The organism is Micromonospora sp. CNZ295 (genome assembly GCF_004217535.1).
The window spans coordinates 5624522-5641808 of sequence record NZ_SHKZ01000001.1; the positions used below are offsets into that span (position 1 = coordinate 5624522).

Here is a 17287-nt window from a genome sequence, read left to right on the forward strand (position 1 = left end):
GTCATCTTTCCACGCGACCCTCACGACCGTCGCGGCCGTCCGGCTAACGGGGCGGCCGTCGCCGGATCCCCCGCCGGCTCCCCCGCGCGGTACCGTCGGGGCCAGCAACGACGCGAAGGGAGCGGGACCATGACCGAGGAGCGCACCGACAGCAAGCCGGCGGACGGCACCGAGTCGCACGACCCGGACTTTCCGGAGGCGTTCCTGGCGTTCATGCGGCAGGGCTGGCGGGACACCACGCTGCCGGTCGGCCCGCGCCCGGAGGTGCCCAACTACGCCAAGCGGCGGGCCGCGCTCTCGGCGGCCTTCCCGGGCGAGACGCTGGTGATCCCCACCGGCGGTGAGAAGGTACGCGCCAACGACACCGACCACCGGTTCCGGCCCGGCAGCGACTTCGCGTACCTGACCGGCGACTACGACCCGGACAGCGTGCTCGTGCTGCGCCCGAACGGGTCGGGCCACGACGCCGTCCTCTACATGCGGCCCCGCTCGTCCCGGCTGACCGACGAGTTCTTCCGCAGCCGGCATGGTGAGCTGTGGGTCGGCCGGCGGCACACCCTCGCGGAGAAGTCGTCCGAGCTGGGCCTGCCGACCGCCGACCTCACCGAGCTGGACGGGGCGCTGGCCGACCTCGCCCCGGCCCGGACGCGGGTGCTGCGCGGCTTCGACGCCCGGGTCGACGCGGCGGTGCGCCCCTACGACGGGCCCCGCGAGGAGGGCCAGCCGGCCCGCGACCGGGAACTGGCCACCGCGATCTCGGAGCTGAAGCTGGTCAAGGACGAGTGGGAGATCGCCCAGCTCCAGGACGCGATCGACGCCACCGTCCGCGGCTTCGAGGACGTGGCCCGGGCGCTGCCGGCCGACCGGGCGGTCTCCGAGCGGCTGCTGGAGGGGATCTTCGCCCTGCGCGCCCGGCACGACGGCAACGACGTCGGCTACGGCTCGATCGTCGGGGCCGGCGAGCACGCCACGATCCTGCACTGGGTGCACAACCACGGCACCACCCGGCCGGGTGAGCTGCTGCTGATGGACATGGGCGTGGAGAACCGCAACCTCTACACCGCCGACGTGACCCGGGTGCTCCCGGTGAACGGCCGGTTCACGGCGCTCCAGCGGCAGGTCTACGACATCGTGCACGCCTCGCAGCAGGCCGGCATCGACTTCATCAAGCCCGGGGTGAAGTTCAAGGACGTGCACCTGACGTGCATGCGGGTGCTCGCCGAGGGGCTGGCCGACCTGGGTCTGCTGCCGGTGAGCGTGGACGAGGCGATGGACGAGAAGTCGACCGTCTACCGGCGCTGGACCCTGCACGGCTTCGGGCACATGCTCGGCATCGACGTGCACGACTGCTCCAACGCCCGCAAGGAGATGTACCGGGACGGCTCGCTGGGCGAGGGCTACGTGCTCACCGTCGAGCCCGGCCTCTACTTCCAGCCCGAGGACGAGCTGGTCCCGGAGGAGCTGCGCGGCATCGGCATCCGGATCGAGGACGACGTGCTGGTCACCGCGACCGGCGCGGTGAACCTCTCCGCCGGGCTGCCCCGGACGGCCGAGGACGTGGAGCGGTGGCTGGCCGAGCAGCGGGAGGCGGGCCCGCGGCTGCCCGGCTGACCCGAGGCCTGACGTCGCTGACGGCCCGGCCGGATCTCGATCCGGCCGGGCCGTTCCACGCGTACGGGGATGTCTAGTTTGCCCCTAACGCGGGTATCCCTCACCTAACGCCCCCATTGCGAAGAAACCTCGCCTACGGTTTCCCCATCCGATATTGGTGCGTCTGCCGGCTACGAGCTGACGCATCTGTTGACTCCGAGGAGACATGGGTGAGGGATATGTCAACGAATGAGGCTGGAAGTACCGAAAGCGAACGACCGCCCGGGCGACGACGCCGTACTGTCTGGGTCGCAGCCGGTGTCGTCGGCCTGACCGGCGCGGTCGGCCTCGCGGCCGCCAGCGTTGCGGCCCTGCCGGATGGGACCGACACTCCCACCCGGCTCTCCGACCAGCACCTCGCCGACGTGTCCGCTCAGGCGGCGAAGGCCGGCGCCGACGGGAACGCGACCAGCCGCGACGGCGGGAAGCCGGGGCCGAAGGAGCCCACCGGCAAGGGCAAGGACGGCAAGGACCACCGCGTCACGGACGTGCCCTGCGACTCCGACCAACTGATCGTGGCGCTCAACCGGCTCAACGCCGGTCACGGTGGAACGCTGAAGCTCGCCAGGAACTGCACCTACCTGCTCACCCTGAGCCGGAACGGGAACGGCCTGCCGGAGATCGTCCGGCCGGTAACGATCAAGGGCGAGGGCGCCACCATCCTCCGTGCCGCCGGCGCCCCCGCGTTCCGGATCTTCAGCGTCGGGCTCGGCGGCGACCTGACCCTGCGCGACCTCACGGTCAAGGGCGGGTTCGCCCAGACCGATCTCGGCGGCGGCGGCCTGCTGGTGCAGGCCGGGGGCAGGGCGACGATCCAGGACAGCCGCATCACCCGGAACCAGAGCAGCACCGCGGGCGGCGGCATCACCAACTTCGGCGTGACCAGGATCCTCTCCGGCAAGGACGGCAAGGACGGCAAGGACGGCAAGGAGCACGGCGACGCCCGGAACGGTAGCTACGGGCCGGCTGGCCCGGCGGCCGAGAACGCCGGCGCCGACCAGCTCGCCCCCGGGGCCGAAGGCCAGCCGGCCGGGGAGGCCGTCCTCGAGCTGCCCGCCGCGGAGACCGCCGTCGGCCCGTCCGCGGCACCCGCCGTGGCCACCGAGCCGTCGGCCGCGCCCGCCGCGAGCAATGCGGCCTCCGCCGCGCCCGCGGTGGGCACCGAGCCCTCCGCCGCGCCCGCCCCGAGCAACGCGGCCTCCGCCGCGCCCGCGGTGGGCACCGAGCCCTCCGCCGCGCCCGCCGCCGAACCTGCGGCCGCCGAGACCGGCGCCCCGGAGGGGGGTACGGCGGGCGCGGCTACCGGCGACGGCTCTCCGCTCGCCGAGGCGACGGCCGGCGAGGGCACCACCTCGCGACCCGGCACGGGTGGCCAGGGCGAGGGGGAGGGTCACGGCAGCGAGGTCAGCTACAACACCGCGGTGAGCAGCGGCGGTGGCATCCGCAACGTGGGCCTGCTGTTCGTCGAGGGCACCCGGCTGAGCCACAACCAGAGCGGGGACGCCGGCGGCGGGCTGACCAACGCCGGCACCGCGGTCGTCGCCGACAGCGTGATCGCGGACAACCACGCGGCCGGCTCGGGCGGCGGAGTCCAGGCCGGCGGGAACCCCGTTGTCGTCACCACCATCAAGAACAGTGTCGTGACCCGCAACAGCTCCGACTCGTCGGGCGGCGGCATCGACAACGGGGGCCGGATGTTCGTGCAGGACAGCACGGTCAGCCGCAACGACGCGGACAGCGACGGCGGTGGCATCGCCAACTCCGGGGTGATCTTCGGTGGCCTGGTCGTGTCCAACAGCAAGGTCAACGAGAACGTCAGCCGGTTCAACGGCGGTGGTATCGCCAACCTCAACGGCGAGGTGATGATCTTCAAGTCGGAGGTCGACCGGAACCGGATCGCCGCGGAGGAGGTGAACGGCGGCGGAGGCGTCTACAACCAGGGCGGAACGGTGCACCTGGTCAAGTCGCAGGTCATCCGGAACTCGTCGCTGCGGGCACCCGGCGGCGTCTACTCGGACAACAACCAGGTCACCGTCGACGACAAGACCGTGATCATCAAGAACACGCCCACCAACTGCGAGGGCAGTGCCGTCCCGATCCCGAACTGCTTCGGCTGATCGAGGCGACCGCCGGCGTGCGACCGGCGTACGCGGGTGGGATCCGGCGCCGTCCGGGAGGGGCCGCGACAGCGGCTGCCCCCGGGCGGCGCCGCACCCTGTTCGCCCAGACCAGCCACAACCTGGCCGCGGCGAACCCCCATCGGCCCGTCCCCACGGCGGGCACCCCGTCACTGATCCACCGAGCGGCCCGCACACACCGAGGAAGGTCCGTCGCAGGCTCGCCCGATCTTGGACAGGTTCCGTTCGACGCGAGCGGAAACTGTCCAAGACCTCATGCCGACTCCCGTGAACAGGGCCGCTCGACAGCGCCCTGGTGTGCTGAACGACCATGTGACACCCCGGGGCGGTGTCCCGATCGCGGCCGTACGGCGCTCTTTGCGCTGGTCACACGGCTTCATACCGCACGGCACAGTTACGGACAGGCGACCGCGCTGCGGCGAATGTGGGGGTTTTTCGGATACGTCCTCGTCGCGAGGATCCTTCTCATACGGTGTTCATCAGAAGCTGCAACCGATTTGTAGCGGGACGCCCCGGCTTCGGCCGGTGCGGCCTTCTTCGGTAGCCGAAAGGGCGGAAGCTCTGATGTCTGATGACGTAGTGACTCCTGGCGGCGCGGCCGACTCCGGCCCGCCGAACCAGGGGCGGCGAAAACTGTGGGTCGCCGCAGGCGTTGCCGGGATCACCGGCATCGTCGGACTGGCCGCCCTGGGTGGTGTCGCCACCCGTGACAACTCCCGCGTCCCCTCGGACCGGTCGGACGCGCAGGCCAACGCACAGCGGGCGGTCAGCGACGCCGGTAGGGCCGACGACGCCGGCGAGGAGAAGGGCAAGGACGAGCGGTCCGGGAGCGGCAAGGACGAGCGCCGGGATCACAAGGACAAGGGCAAGGCCAGAGACGTGCCGTGCATCGCCGACAAGCTGATCCAGGCGATCGTGCGCGCCAACGAGACCGGCGGCGGCGTGCTGGAGCTGGCCAAGGGCTGCACGTACGAGCTGACCCGCGCCGAGCACGGCAACGGCCTGCCGGTGATCAAGGAGCCGATCGTCCTCAAGGGCCACGACACCAAGATCGTCCGGGCGGCCACGGCCGAACATTTCCGGATCCTCAACGTCGGGCGCGGTGGTCACCTGACGCTGAAGGACGTGACCGTCAAGGGCGGCCAGACCACGCCCCGGACGATGGCCGCACGGCCGATGGGTACCGGGCTGTTCGGTAAAGAGACCGGCGCCCCGGCGGCGTCCGCCGCGGCGCCGGCGGTGGCCGCACCCCGACCGGCGGCCACGGGCGCACCTCAGGTGTCTCCCACACCGGCGGCCGACAGCGGGCTGGTGGCTCCTTCACCGGTGGGCACCCCGGCACCCGCGCCGGATCTCACCCCGCCCACCACCTCGCCGCTCGGCAGCGCCGACGGAGCTGGCCTCCTGGTCCAGCGCGGCGGCCACGCCGACATCGAGCACAGCGCCTTCGTGCAGAACCAGGCGGGCGGAAACGGCGGTGGCATCGCCAACTACGGCACCACGAACGTCCGCCACAGTACGGTCGAGCACAACACTGCGGAAGCCTTCGGCGGCGGGCTGTTCAACGCCGGCGTCCTCCGTGTCGAGGAGTCGAAGGTCGCCAACAACACCGCGGGCGAGGGCGGCGGCGGGATCGCCAACGGCACCGCACCGAACGGCCTGACGGCCAAGGCCGGCACGGTCTGGGTGTGGAAGAGCACGATCAGCCACAACCGGACTCCCGGCCTCGGCGGCGGCGTCTTCGACAATGACGGCAACGTGACGATCAGCCACAGCCGCATCACCGACAACATCGGCAGCGAGGACGTCGGGGGTGTGATCGCCTTCCGCGGCACCAGGCTCAGCCTGGAGCACGTCCTGGTCGCCAACAACTACACCGAGGGTGAAGGCGCCGGCCTCGGGATCGGCGCGGGTGCCAACGCGGTGATCGAGCACAGCGTGATCAAGGAGAACGTCGCCGAGGGCTTCGGGGGCAGTATCTACACCGACAACCTGGGCAGCGCCACCCTCCGCGACACCGAGGTGCTGGCAAACCGGGCGGTCGGCCCGGACTCGGTCGGCGGTGGCATCATCAACGACTTCGGCCAGACCACGCTGATCAGGACCAAGGTGGCACACAACGTGGCAACCCGGCCGCCGGGCGGCATCTGGACCAACAACGACCGGGTCTTCATCGACAAGAAGTCCGCCGTCAACGACAACCGGCCGACGAACTGCCAGGGCAGCCCGGTCATCCCGGACAACTGCTTCGGCTGACTCACCCAGAGCGACACCACATAGAGGAGGGCTCCTCCGGGCCGCCGCGGCGGCCCGGAGGAGCCCCCGCAGTGCGGGGTCCGGGCGCTCGTGGTCGTCCAGGTTGTTCATTCTTCCGCCCGCGTCGAACCAAAAGCGGGACAGCATCACATACAACCGTATTATGAGAGATTTTCCCATACGGTGGATCTCGGGGGGTTGTAGCCGATTCATGGTTGGCCGCACCCTTCGGCGGGAGCGGTCCTATCTGGTAGCAGGAGAGGGCGGAAGCTCTTATGTCCAGAATTACAGCGAACCAACACGGCGAGCGCGCGCCGGGGACAGGACGACGAAGACTGTGGCTGGCCGCCGGGGTGGCCGGGGTGGTCGGCCTGGCGGCAATCGGCGGCGTCGCCGCGCGGGACACGTCGTCCGACGGCACCTGGGGCGGGTCGGACTCACCCGCCTCCGCGCCGAGGCAGAACGTCAGCGACGCCGGCCCCGCCGGCGGCAACGACTCCGGCGGGGTCGCGGACGACCGGGCCGGTGACGGGCAGAAACGCGACCGGCGCGAGAAGGACCGCAAGCACGACGGTCGCGCGCAGGAGGTGCCCTGCCACACCGACAAGCTGATCCAGGCGATCGTGCGCGCCAACGAGACCGGCGGCGGCGTGCTGGAGCTGGCCAAGGGCTGCACGTACCAGCTGACCCGCTCCGAGCACGGCAACGGCCTGCCGGTGATCAAGGAGCCGATCGTCCTCAAGGGCCACGACACCAAGATCGTCCGCGCGGCCACCGCCGACTTCTTCCGGATCCTCAACGTCGGCCGGGGCGGCCACCTGACCCTGAAGGATGTCACCGTCAAGGGCGGCCAGACGGCGGCCGACCTGATCGGGTCGATGCCGGCGCCGGTGCGGGTCGATGTCGCCGGCGCGAGGGCAGCCAAGGCAGCGCAGCCGGGTCCGGCGCCGGGGCGCGGGACCGTCGCGACGCCTCCGGCCACGAGCACCGGCGGTGCTCAACCACTGGTGTCGGGCGGGCCCAGCGACGGTGCCGCCATCCTGGTGCAGCGGGGCGGCAAGGCCCACATCGAGGACAGCAAGCTGCTGCAGAACCAGGCCGGCGGGCATGGGGGCGCCATCGCCAACTACGGCACCACCACCGTCGCCGGCAGTCTGATCGAGCGCAACAGCGCCGCCGGGGTCGGCGGCGGCGTCTTCAACGCCGGTGTGCTGCGGGTGGAGCAGTCCAGGGTCTCGGCGAACACCGCCGCCCTCGGTGGAGGCGGCATCGCCAACGGCGGTCCGACACCCGGCGGCACGGTCTGGGTGTGGAAGAGCACCATCGCCCACAACCGGACCAGCGGCGGGGGTGGCGGCGTGTTCGCCTCGGGCGGCGACACCACCCTCCGCGAGAGCAAGGTCATCGACAACTACACCGGCGCCGACGTCGGCGGCATCGTCGTCCAGGACTTCGGCAAGCTCTACCTGGAGTACGTCGAGGTGGCCCGCAACTTCGCCAGGGGCGACATCGGTGGAGTCGGGGCGCAGTCCAGCACCGCGGTCATCCAGCACAGCGTCATCCGGCAGAACGTGGCCAGCGGAGACGTGGGCGGCCTGTTCAACTTCCAGGCCTTCGTCACCGTGCAGGACTCCGAGGTCGTGGCGAACCAGGCGACCGGCGGGAGCGCCGTGGCCGGCGGCGTCTTCAACGCCATCGGCGTGACGAAGCTGATCCGGACGAAGGTCGTCCACAACATGTCCACCCTGCCGCCGGGCGGCATCTGGACCAACAGCGACGGGGTGACGATCGACAAGAAGTCCGCCCGTCAAGGACAACCGGCCGACGAACTGCCAGGGCAGCCCGGTCATCCCGGACAACTGCTTCGGCTGACCATTCCCTGCTACGCGAGGGTGCGGGCTCCTCCGCGTCGCCCCGGCGACCGGAGGAGCCCGTCACCGCCCGGCTCGTCCCCGCCCGAGCCGTCCGACCCAGAGGGCGCCACCTGCAGCGACTACGTTCCGTAATCGTCGGTGCGTGGGCCTAGCGACCGGCGTGCGCCGATGCTGCCGTCCCATGCCGCGCTCGGCGGACGCCGCACCGAATGTGGGGGTTTTTCAGATATGCCTCCGAGGCGAGGAAGATTCTCATACGGTGCTTCTGGGAGCTACAACCGATTTGTAGCAGGGGACGCTCGCCTGTGGCGTCGCGACCCTGTCTGGTACGAGGAGAGGGCAGAGAGCTCCGATGTCCAACTACCTAGCTAAGAACAACGCCGCCGAGCCGGGGGCGACGCCGAATCGGCGGCGCAGGCGCTGGCTCGTCAGCGGCGTCGCCGGTCTGACCGGCGTGGTCAGTATCGCGGCAGTCGGCATCGCCAGCGGCGCCGGCGCGGTCGGCGCCAAGGATCTGGCGTGGTCGACGGCTCAGGTCACCAAGGACGGCGAGAGGGCCGCCGAGGAGGACCGCTCGAAGGAGAAGGACCACAAGGACAAGCGGGACGACCGGTTCGACGACAAGAAGGAGCGCGGGAAGGAGGTGCCCTGCAACTCCGACAAGCTGATCCAGGCGATCATCTTCGCCAACAACAACCACGGCGGCGTGCTGGAGCTCGCGAAGAACTGCACCTACAAGCTGACCCGTTCGGACCACTACGGCAACGGCCTGCCGGTGATCAAGGAGCACATCACGCTCAAGGGTCACGACACCAAGATCGTTCGGGACTCGCAGGCCGACGACTTCCGGATCCTCAACGTCGGCCGGGGCGGGCACCTGAAGGTCAAGGGCCTCACCATCAAGGGCGGCAAGACCATCGAGCACGAGCGCCTCGGTGACACGCCGGAGGCGGTGTGGTCGCGGTTCTCGAACTCGGTCGAGGCGGGCAAGGCGGCCGAGGCCGGCAAGCCGTACCTGCCGCTGCTCCAGGCCCAGCCGAAGGGGGCGGCGCTGAAGGCCGCGCAGGAGGCCAAGGCCGAGTTGGCCATCGTCAAGGACGGCAACCACAACGACGGCGCCGGCGTCCTCGTGCAGGAGGGCGGCACCGCGGAGTTCGAGAAGACCCACATCGTGGACAACCAGGCCGGTGGCGTCGGAGGCGGCATCGCCAACTTCGGTAAGACCAGCCTCCACCACACCACGGTCGCCGACAACCACGCCTTCTTCTACGGCGGCGGCATCTTCAACGCCGGCATCCTGAAGGTCTCCGAGTCGACGGTGAAGAACAACGACGCCGTCATCGGCGGTGGCGGCATCGCCAACGGCGCGGCGTTCCTCTTCCGCCCGGACATCAAGGGCGGCACGGTCTGGGTCGAGAAGACCGAGATCGACAGCAACGAGGTTCTCGGCTTCGGTGGCGGCCTGTTCGACTTCGCGGGCGACACGACCGTCCAGCACTCCAAGATCACGGAGAACCTGGCGGTGCTCGCCGGTGGCGGCGTCGCGGCGGCCTTCGGCAGCAACCTGGACCTGAAGGGCGTCAAGATCGCCAACAACAACACCTTCGGTGTCGGCGGTGGCCTGGTCCTGGCCTTCAAGGCCGTCGCCAACGTGGAGAAGAGCGAGATCAAGGACAACAAGGCCGGCCTCTTCGGCGGCGGGGTGTTCGTCTTCGCCTCCGCGGTGACCTTCCGGGACAGCGAGATCTCCGGCAACTTCGCCGGCATCGCCGGCGGCGGGATCTTCAACGTCCTGGGCAAGGTCGACCTGAACAAGACCAAGGTGTCGCACAACAAGTCCACCTTCAAGCCGGGCGGCGTGTTCAGCATCGGCGGCGACGTGGACGTGGACGACAAGTCCGCGATCAAGGGCAACGACCCGACGAACTGCAAGGGCAGCTTCGACAAGATCGAGAACTGCTTCGCCTGACGCGACAGCACCGGAGCCCCTCCCCACCGCCGGTGGGGAGGGGCTCCGGTCAGCCGGAATGGACAGCGCGCACCGCTCAATTCGGACCAATGATGAGCAAAGCTCGTATACCGTCCTATTAAGAAACTCATTCCGGTTGGGGCAGGACCGCCCGCAGCGGGGCCGCCCTGTCCCTATCAGAGAGGACGGAGAGCTTCGATGTCCGATCATCTGACCAACGACCACCGAACGCCCCGACCGACCTCCGCGGCCCGGCGGTGGTGGGTCGCCGGCGTGGCCGGCCTGACCGGCATGGTCGGCCTCGCGGCGGCCGGCCTCGCGGCCACCGCGGGCGCCGCCGACACCGGCGGCCGGGGCGGCCTGTCGTCGGCGGCCCGCCAACTCGTCAAGGACGACGGCCCGGCACGGGACGACCACCGGCGAGCCGGCGAACACGGCGGTCAGGACCCCGGAGGTGGTCGGGACCGCGCCCGGGACCACGACGACCACGGCGGCAAGGTCCGCGAGGTGCCCTGCCACACCGACAAGCTGATCCAGGCGATCATCCTCGCCAACCAGGACCGCAGCGGGACGCTGAAGCTCGCCAAGGGCTGCACGTACCGCCTGACCAGGTCTGACCAGGACGGCGACGGCCTGCCGGTGATCACCGGGCGGATCGCGCTCAAGGGCGAGAAGACCACCATCGCCCGCGACGCCGCCGCCACCGAACGGTTCCGCATCCTCAATGTGGGCCCGGGCGGTCACCTCAAGCTGCACGGCCTCACCGTCACCGGCGGCCTGACCGCACCGCCGGCTCCGGCGCTCGCCACGCCGCCCTCCGCCGACGGCGCCGGCATCCTGGTGCAGTCCGGTGGTCGGGCCGACGTCAAGGACAGCCGTGTCGTCCGCAACGAGAGCGTCGGCAACGGCGGCGGCATCGCCAACCACGGCACCACCACCGTCGAGCACACCACCGTCGACCACAACACGGCGGCCCGCTTCGGCGGCGGCATCTTCAACGCCGGCCTGCTCAAGGTCACCGAGTCCCGGGTGACGTACAACAACGCCGTGCTCGGCGGCGGTGGCGGCATCGCCAACGGCGCGCTCGACGAGATCGAGGGCGTCACCGGCGGCACCGGGCCCACCCGCCCGCTCCAGAACGGCACCGGCATCGACGGCGGCACCGTCCTGATCGACAAGAGCACGGTCAGCCACAACCGGGTGGTCGGCTTCGGCGGCGGACTCTTCAGCCTCGACGGTGAGGTGAAGATCGGCCACACCGAGATCACCGGCAACGACGCCTCGCTCGGCGGCGGCGGCATCCACACCCGCGGCACCCAGGTGACGTTGCGGCACGTCAAGCTGACCCGCAACACCACCGCACAGGGTGGCGGCGGCGCCGCTTTCGACCAGAACAGCCGGGCCACGATCGAGAACAGCACCGTCAAGGAGAACCGGGCCGACGTGCTCGGCGGCGGCGTCCTCGTCGCCGTAGGCAGCATCACCACCGTACGCGACACCGAGGTGGCGGCGAACCAGGTGAGCAACCGGGGCGGCGGCTTCTACGTCACCGGAGTGAGCACACTCCGGCTGATCAACTCCAAGGTGGTGTTCAACAGCGCGGTCTTCGAGGGCGGCGGGATCTACACCGGCCCCGGCAACACCGTCACGCTGGACGACAAGACGAAGGTGTCCGCCAACCGGCCGGACAACTGCTTCGGGGTGCCGGGCTGCTTCGGCTGACCGGGACGGCACGCGACCGGCCCCCTTCCGCCAGCGCGGAAGGGGGCCGACGCGTCACCGCTACCGCTGCACGAAGACGGCCACGCTGCGGGCCGGCACCGTGAACGTGCCGCTCGACGTCGCGAACGACGCCGTACGCAGGGCCGGGTCCGCAGAGTCCCGCAGCACCGGGTGCAGGGCCACGTCCGCACCGCGCAACCCGGCGAGCCGCTGGGTCGCCGTCCCGGTGGTGGCGTTGAAGATCACCGTCAGCGACGTCCAGCGCCCGTCCAGGCCCCGACCGTCCAGCGTCATGGTGAGCACGCCGGGCGTCTCCGCCTCGCCGGAGAGCGGGAACGCCACCCGCTTCTGCACCTGCTCGGCGGTGGCCAGGCCGAACACCGGCGAGGACGCGCGGATCCTCAGCAGCTCCGCGTACCGGGCGTCGGTCAGGTCGATCGCCGCGCAGTCCGGCACCAACCTTGGGTCGGCCAGCAGCGGCTTCGCGTACGGCCACTTGTCCCGGTTGTCCTGCTCCGGCGGGAGTCCCACACCGAACCCGTTGCCCTGCGCGCAGTCCCAGCGGATCTGGTTGAACCAGTCCCCCGAGTTGTACGAGTTGCGGTCCAACGACTTGGACCGCAGCCGTTCGCTGCCGGTGGTGACGAAACCGGTGCCCTGCCCCAGCAGGACGGTGCCGAGCGCGAGCACCTGCATCCGCGCCCGGTCCACCGCCGCCGTGTCCTGCGGCAGCTTGTACGCCAGCGCGTCGTACAGGATCTCGTTGTCGTGCGCGTCGACGTAGGTGACCGCCTCCCCCGGCGCCGCCGTGTAGCCGGCCGGTGCGCCGTTGTAGTCCACCTCGGCACCGGTGACCTGCTCGCCGGCGGAGTTGGTGAACCGGTAGCCGCGCAGGTTGCCGGTGAGCCCCACCTTGATCAGGTCGTGCTGGTGCAGCAGCCGGGCCCGCTGGGCGGCGGCCGAGCCGTTGACCGGGTCACCGTTCGGGTCGGTGAACAGGCCGGAGGCGAAGCCCTGCTGGCGCGGGTTGGCGTCGAAGGGACCGCCGCCGCGGACGGCGTCGCGGAGCCGGTCGTTGAAGGTGCCGATGCCGGTGCCGGCCATGTTGGCCTGGGTGGCCTGGACGAACCGGGCGTCGTTCGCCACCTCGCCGAAGTTCCAGCCCTCGCCGTAGAGCAGGATCTTCCGGCCGTCGACCCCGTCCCGGCCGAGGGTCAGCCGGTCCAGGGCGGCGCGGACGGCGAGCATGTTCGCCTTCGGGTGGTGGCCCATCAGGTCGAACCGGAAGCCGTCCACCTTGTACGCCTTCGCCCAGGTGACGACGGAGTCCACCACGAGCTTGCCCATCATGGCGTGCTCCGGGGCGGTGTTGGCGCAGCAGGTCGAGTTGGCGACCGTGCCGTCCTCCAGCAGCCGGTGGTAGTAGCCCGGCACGATCTGGTCCAGCACCGACTTCGGGTCGGTGCCCGCCGCGGAGGTGTGGTTGTAGACGACGTCCAGCACCACGCGCAGACCGGCGCCGTTCACCCCGGCGACCAGCTGCCGGAACTCGGTGGTCCGATTCGCCGGGTCGACGGCGTAACCACCCTCCGGCACGGTGTAGTGCAGCGGGTCGTACCCCCAGTTGTAGCCGTCGGTGTCGGCGACCTCGGCGACGCACCTCTGCTGCTGGTCCGAGTCCGGCGGCAGGCCCGCCAGGTCGCAGGCGGGCTGCCGCTGGTCGGCCCGGCGCTCGGGGATCGTGGCGAAGTCGAACGCCGGCAGCAGGTGCAGGTGGGTGACCCCGGCGTCGGCGATCCCCCGCAGGTGCTTCATCCCGGCGGTGCCGGGGTCGGTGAAGGCGAGGAAGGTGCCGCGTCGCTCGGCCGGGACGGTGGTGTCGGCGATCGAGAAGTCGCGCACCGACAGCTCGGAGATCTGCACCTTCGCCGCGGGCACCGCGGCCGGCTTGCGCAGGTCGCCCCAGCCCTTCGGCGCGAGCCGCGGGTCGGCCAGGTCGACGATCCGGCTGTGCGTGGAGTCCGGTGCGAGGGCCAGCGAGTAGGGGTCGGTCACCGACGCGGTGACCATCTTCTGCGCCGCCGGCTGCCACGCCTCCACCCGGTAGCGGTAGTACTTGCCGATCCAGGACCGGGAACCGCGTACCGACCAGGCGCCGGTGCGGTCGTCCCGCCGCATGCTCACCGTCTCCGGCTGCGCGGCCGGCGAGTCGAACAGCTGCAACGACACGCTCCGGGCGGTCGGCGCCCACACCGCGAGCGCCGGCACGCCGCCGGTGAACGTCGGGCCGAGCCGCGCCTGGGTCGCCCGGGAGTAGACGTCGTCGAGTACGCCCGGGATCTGCACGCCGGTGGCCGCCAGCAGCGTGCCCTGGGCGTCCCGCTCGGTCACCACGAGCTGCCCGCGCAGCGCCGCCGGGACCTTCGCCAGCTGCGCCCGGTCCAGCGTGAAGGCCTGGTACGCCCACAGGTGCGGGAACCGGTCGCGCTGCGCCTCGGTCAGGCCGTTGCGCTGCGCCCGCAGCGGGATCGTCGTATACGTCCCGGTCAGCTCCCCGTCGGCGACGGTCACCCCGCCGGCCGGGGCGGCGACCAGGGCGTACGTCTTGCCGTCGGTCGGCCCGGTCGCCCAGGCGACGGTGGAGCGGTCGATCCAGTGCGCCTTCCGCTTCGTCACGTCGAGATCCTTGGCGGCGCCGGTGGTGGCCGCCGGCAGCAGCCGCCCCCGGGTCCCGGCGAGCAGCCACACCTCCCGGCCCGCGCCGGCGAAGTCCAGCCGCTGGTCTTCGGGCAGGTCCTTCTCGTCCCCCTTGTGGACGATGTAGCTCAGCCCGCTGGCGCCGGCCGCGAGCGGCACCCGGAACACCGCGCCGAAGGAGTCGACGCTGGTCGGCGGCATCGGGTTCGCCCAGTCGGTCGGGCTGGCCGCGCCGTCCCACAGGTGCAGGCCCCAACCGTCGTAGTTGCCGTCGGCCCGCCGGTAGTGGAGGATCGCCGTCCCCTCCTCGACGGGCGAGTCCGGCTCACCGGTGGCCGCCTGCCGGGTCGGGTGGATCGCCGGGTCGCCGGCCTTGAGCCAGATCTCGCCGGTCTGCGTCACGTCGACCGTGCGATCCTGGTCGACGTCCTTGGTGCCGTTCCGGTCGACGACGAGGAAGCCGACCGACCTCGCGCCGGGCTTGAGCTTCACCCAGGCGAACCGGCCGTAGGAGTCCTCGCCGGCGAACGGCTGCCCCTTCGGCCACTCGGTCACGTACGCCGGGTCGATGTCGCCCCAGGCGTACAGGCCCCAGTCGTCGTACCCGCCGGCCGGCCGCTGGTAGTGCACGACCAGCCAGTCACGGGACTGGCCCTGCTCCGGGGTGCCGACGACCGCGGCGGTGCGGGCGGTCGCGGTACGACCCCGGCCGTCCCGGACCACGGCCTTGTACTCGACCTTCGTGCCGCCGGCGAGGCCGGCCAGATCGTGGTGCACGGTGTACGGCGCGCGGTCGGCCGACCCGAGCAGCGTCCACCGGCCGCCCCCGACCCGGGCGGCCACCGTGACCGTGGCGAGCGGGTCCCCGGTGACCTGGGCGGTGACGGCGACGCGGGTCGGGACGACGGCGCCGGCCTCCGGCGCGGTGATCGTCACGGTGGGCTTCGCCGAGGGCGACGCGATCGGCGTGCCGGCGCGGTACGCGACGGCCGACAGGGCCGGCACGGTCAGCGTGAGCCGGCCGTCCCCGCCGGCCACCGGCGCGTCCGAGGCGCCGTGTACGCCACCGAAGGTGGCACCGGCCGACCAGGTGTCCACGGTGACAGTCTGCGGGGTGGTGGCGTTGTTGACGGCGACGACGTACTCCGTGCGTTGCCGCGGATCGACGCGGGACGCGGCGAAGACGCCCGGGCCGTCGGCCGCGTACCGGGTGACCTGGACGCCGTCGCGCAGCGCGGGGTGCTCCGCACGCAGCTTCGCGAGTTCGGCGATCGTCCGGTACAGCGGGTGCTGCGGGTCGAACTGGTCGACGGCGTGGGTGCGGTCGGTGCCGAGCAGGTCGTCGTCGAGGTAGTCGGCGGTCTTGGAGGCGAACATGTCCTGCCGGGCGTCCTTGTCCCCGCCGGCGCCGGTGAAGCCCTGCTCGTCGCCGGAGTAGATCACCGGCTGGCCGCGGGTGAGGAACATCAGCTCGTGGGCGAGCTGGGCGCGGCGCAGGTGCGTCGCGGCGTCGGTCTGCCCGTTGGCGATGAACGCGCCGATGCGGCCCATGTCGTGGTTGCCGAGGAAGGTGGTGAGCCGGTTCGCGTCGGTGTCCCGGGCGTGGTACAGGTCGTCGCGCGCGTACACGTCGGCGAGGGCCGTGGCGGAGCCGGCGCCCGCGACGAAGCCGCGCGCCGCGTCCTGGAACGGGAAGTCCAGGGTGGCGGGCAGGCCACCCCGGCGCACGTACGTCGAGGTGATCTCCGGGTCGGCGCTGTAGACCTCGCCGAACATGAAGAAGTCCGGCTTGCCCGCCCGGTCCGCGGCCTGCTCGACGCCCTGGCTGAACTGGGGCCAGAACTCCAGGTTGGAGTGCTTGACGGTGTCGATGCGGTAACCGTCCACCCCGGTCTCGCGCACCCAGTCGGAGTAGATCTTCGTCATGCCCCGGACCACCTCGGGACGCTCGGTCCACAGGTCGTCCAGCCGGGCGAAGTCGCCGTACTCGGCGTTCTCACCGACGAACGTCGAGTCGCCGCGGTTGTGGTACATCGTCGGGTCGTTCAGCCAGGCCGGGACCTTGACCTTGGCGTCCGCGGGGGTGGCGAACGTCGGCGTGTACGGGAAGGACTGCGTGTTCACCGCCGGGAAGTCGCGGCTGCCGTCGGCGTAGTGGCGGTCCTCGAAGGGCCGGCCCTGCGCGTCGCGGTACGGCGAGGTCTTCTTGTCGACGTAGGTGAACCGGTCCTCGGCGTACGTGATCACGTCGGCGGTGTGGTTGACGATGATGTCCAGGTAGACCTTCAGGCCGCGCTGGTGCGCGAGCCGGACCAGCTTCTTCAGCTCGTCGTTGCTGCCGAAGTGCGGGTCGACCTGGGTGAAGTCGGTGATCCAGTAGCCGTGGTAACCGGCGGAGACGTCGTCGTCCCTGCCCTGCACCGGCCGGTTCTTGAACACCGGCGCGAGCCAGATCGCCGTCGTGCCGAGGCCCTGGATGTAGTCCAGCCGGTCCATCACGCCCCTGAGGTCGCCGCCGTGGTAGAAGCCCTTGTCCGCCGGGTCCAGGCCGGTCTTCAGCCGGTCGCCGGTGAGGCCGCCCCGGTCGTTGCGCGGGTCGCCGTTGGCGAAGCGGTCCGGCAGGACGAAGTAGAACTGCTCGGCCCGGGCGCGGCTGTCGCCGGCGGCGAGCAGGGCCGCGGCGGAGGGCTCGGCGTCCCACTGCTTCGCGCCGGCCGCGGCGAGCGCGTCGGCGCCGGCCGCCGTGCCGGTCGGGCTGTTGCGCTGGTCGCCTCCCAACTGGTGGACGGCGACCGGCGCGCCGACGAGGGTGAGGGCGAGGAGCGAGACGAGGGCGAGCAGAGCCTTGCGCGATATCGGCGGGCGTTTCATCGACGGCCTTCCTCTGGTCGCTGATTCGCCCGCACGCTAGTCCTTGCCGAAACATTCTGCAATACCTTGCAAACACAGTCGCAACAATGCAGTCCGCTTTCAGGCGCCTC

6 protein-coding genes and 1 pseudogene are annotated in these 17287 nt (G+C 71.1%); 6 read left to right on the plus strand and 1 reads right to left on the minus strand.

Features of this window, described 5'->3' with window-relative positions; genetic code table 11:
- Nucleotides 1–129 precede the first annotated feature (129 nt).
- The 6 genes and pseudogenes from EV376_RS26210 (at nucleotide 130) to EV376_RS30365 (ending at nucleotide 11609) form a co-directional block, all read left to right on the plus strand.
- The gene (locus EV376_RS26210; protein ID WP_130327508.1) at nucleotides 130–1611 is read left to right on the plus strand and encodes an aminopeptidase P family protein; all 1482 of its coding nucleotides are present in this window, start codon (nucleotides 130–132) and stop codon (nucleotides 1609–1611) included.
- Nucleotides 1612–2015: 404 nt separating this feature from the next.
- Nucleotides 2016–3767, plus strand: coding sequence for a hypothetical protein (locus EV376_RS26215; RefSeq protein ID WP_165438121.1), 1752 nt, complete (start codon nucleotides 2016–2018; stop codon nucleotides 3765–3767).
- Nucleotides 3768–4352: 585 nt separating this feature from the next.
- Nucleotides 4353–6044, plus strand: a complete 1692-nt coding sequence (locus EV376_RS26220; protein ID WP_130327512.1) for a right-handed parallel beta-helix repeat-containing protein — start codon at nucleotides 4353–4355, stop codon at nucleotides 6042–6044.
- 275 nt (nucleotides 6045–6319) lie between these two features.
- Nucleotides 6320–7916 (plus strand): annotated as a pseudogene (locus EV376_RS26225) (right-handed parallel beta-helix repeat-containing protein).
- A 354-nt stretch (nucleotides 7917–8270) separates the two neighbouring features.
- Nucleotides 8271–9887, plus strand: coding sequence for a right-handed parallel beta-helix repeat-containing protein (locus tag EV376_RS26230; protein WP_130327514.1), 1617 nt, complete (start codon nucleotides 8271–8273; stop codon nucleotides 9885–9887).
- A 198-nt stretch (nucleotides 9888–10085) separates the two neighbouring features.
- Complete coding sequence (locus EV376_RS30365; protein ID WP_165438122.1) at nucleotides 10086–11609, plus strand: right-handed parallel beta-helix repeat-containing protein; 1524 nt, start codon at nucleotides 10086–10088, stop codon at nucleotides 11607–11609.
- Nucleotides 11610–11669: 60 nt separating this feature from the next.
- Here EV376_RS30365 and pulA read toward each other — a convergent pair whose 3' ends face one another.
- A complete protein-coding gene (gene pulA, locus EV376_RS26240; protein WP_130327516.1) occupies nucleotides 11670–17177 on the minus strand; it encodes a pullulanase-type alpha-1,6-glucosidase in 5508 nt (1835 codons plus the stop codon).
- Nucleotides 17178–17287: the final 110 nt, after the last annotated feature.

Coding starts and splice junctions, on each gene's coding strand:
- EV376_RS30365 (WP_165438122.1), top strand. CDS start 10,086: ATGTCCGATCATCTGACCAACGACCACCGAACGCCCCGACCGACCTCC.
- EV376_RS26230 (WP_130327514.1), top strand. CDS start 8,271: ATGTCCAACTACCTAGCTAAGAACAACGCCGCCGAGCCGGGGGCGACG.
- pulA (WP_130327516.1), bottom strand. CDS start 17,177: ATGAAACGCCCGCCGATATCGCGCAAGGCTCTGCTCGCCCTCGTCTCG.
- EV376_RS26210 (WP_130327508.1), top strand. CDS start 130: ATGACCGAGGAGCGCACCGACAGCAAGCCGGCGGACGGCACCGAGTCG.
- EV376_RS26220 (WP_130327512.1), top strand. CDS start 4,353: ATGTCTGATGACGTAGTGACTCCTGGCGGCGCGGCCGACTCCGGCCCG.